This window comes from Pseudoalteromonas sp. KS88 (genome assembly GCF_004766475.1).
Classification (GTDB): Bacteria; Pseudomonadota; Gammaproteobacteria; order Enterobacterales; family Alteromonadaceae; genus Pseudoalteromonas.
On sequence record NZ_PYHV01000052.1, the window covers coordinates 1 to 1,210 of the forward strand.

At 41.7% G+C, this 1,210-nt stretch carries 1 protein-coding gene; it reads right to left on the reverse strand.

The features are described from left to right. Positions 1-409: 409 nt before the first annotated feature. The coding region (locus C7Y70_RS20420; RefSeq protein WP_135476857.1) for an IS110 family transposase at positions 410-1,210 on the reverse strand (801 nt) is incomplete at its 5' end.

Genomic DNA, 1,210 nt, shown 5'->3' on the forward strand with positions numbered 1-1,210 from the left:
TAGGGTGCGTTACGCAGTAATCTCTTATTGCGATCTCATCGCAGCCAGATTTTTTCCCATATCCTTTTGGGGTTGCTGGGGCACTACGACTAAATGGATTTAGAAGGTAGAGCGAAGCAGGATGCCAGAGCCGAGACATTCATCGGTTAACCTCATCATGGCACTATTCAAAGCGGCTGGCTTCATCATTGTGATCCAGTTGGATCAAGGTGCGTAACGCAGTTATCAAGTCAGGTGTAAGCGACTTTGTTTATTGTATTAATGCACGCGTACTGAGCGTCTAATCAAGGCAAGTGGCTCAGGCCTGTAGGCATATAATCAGGTTAAACCTTGTTGGTTATTAACTCACCCAATTGATTGATGCTCAGCCTTATATCCAGTTAGATTTTCAGCTCACTCAGTACCGTGACTAACTCTTTAAGAATTTTTCTTCATCGAATACCGTCTCTTTTTTAAGCATAAAATAAACACAGCGACCCAGCTTATGCGCAAGCGCTGACAGTGCTTTGGCTTTGCTCATTCGCTTTTGTAGTTTTTCAAGGTATTTGTTGGCGTTATGATTATGACGCAGCAGTAATACAGCGGCTTCGGAAAAAGCCCATTTGAGATGTGCATTGCCAATTTTATTGCCTTGTGTGCCATACGTTTTGCCAGCAGACTCCGCTTTGCATTTGACTAACCGGCTATATGAAGCGAACTTTTGTACGCTTGAAAAGCGATTGATGTCACCAATTTCATAAATAATGGTAAGTGCGAGAATGCGGCCTATACCATTAATTGTTTGCAAGATATTAAGGTGGACAGGATTGTGTTGCTTGGCCATTTGCTCAATATAATGCTCTAAAGGCTTAAGCTCATTGTGATAGCAATCGAGTATGGCCATATTTAAATTAATAGAGCGTTGTACAACGGGGTCAGGAAAGTAATAGCGCATCTTCTTTCTATCGCAGACGTTCTTTAAATTAACGTTGTGGGCAGGTAAATTATACTGACTAGCAGTATTGGCGACATGGGCTTTTAAATCAGCCCCGTGGCGAACAATTTTGGTTCTTCTGCGTAATAAATCACGTGTAGCTCGCATATCTTTGTCATAGACATAAGCAAGTGGGAAGTTGCCACCACGGATAAGTTTGGCAATTTTATATGAATCTATTTTATCGTTTTTAGCTTTACCGCCATGAATCGCTTTCATATACAAAGCATGACCAAG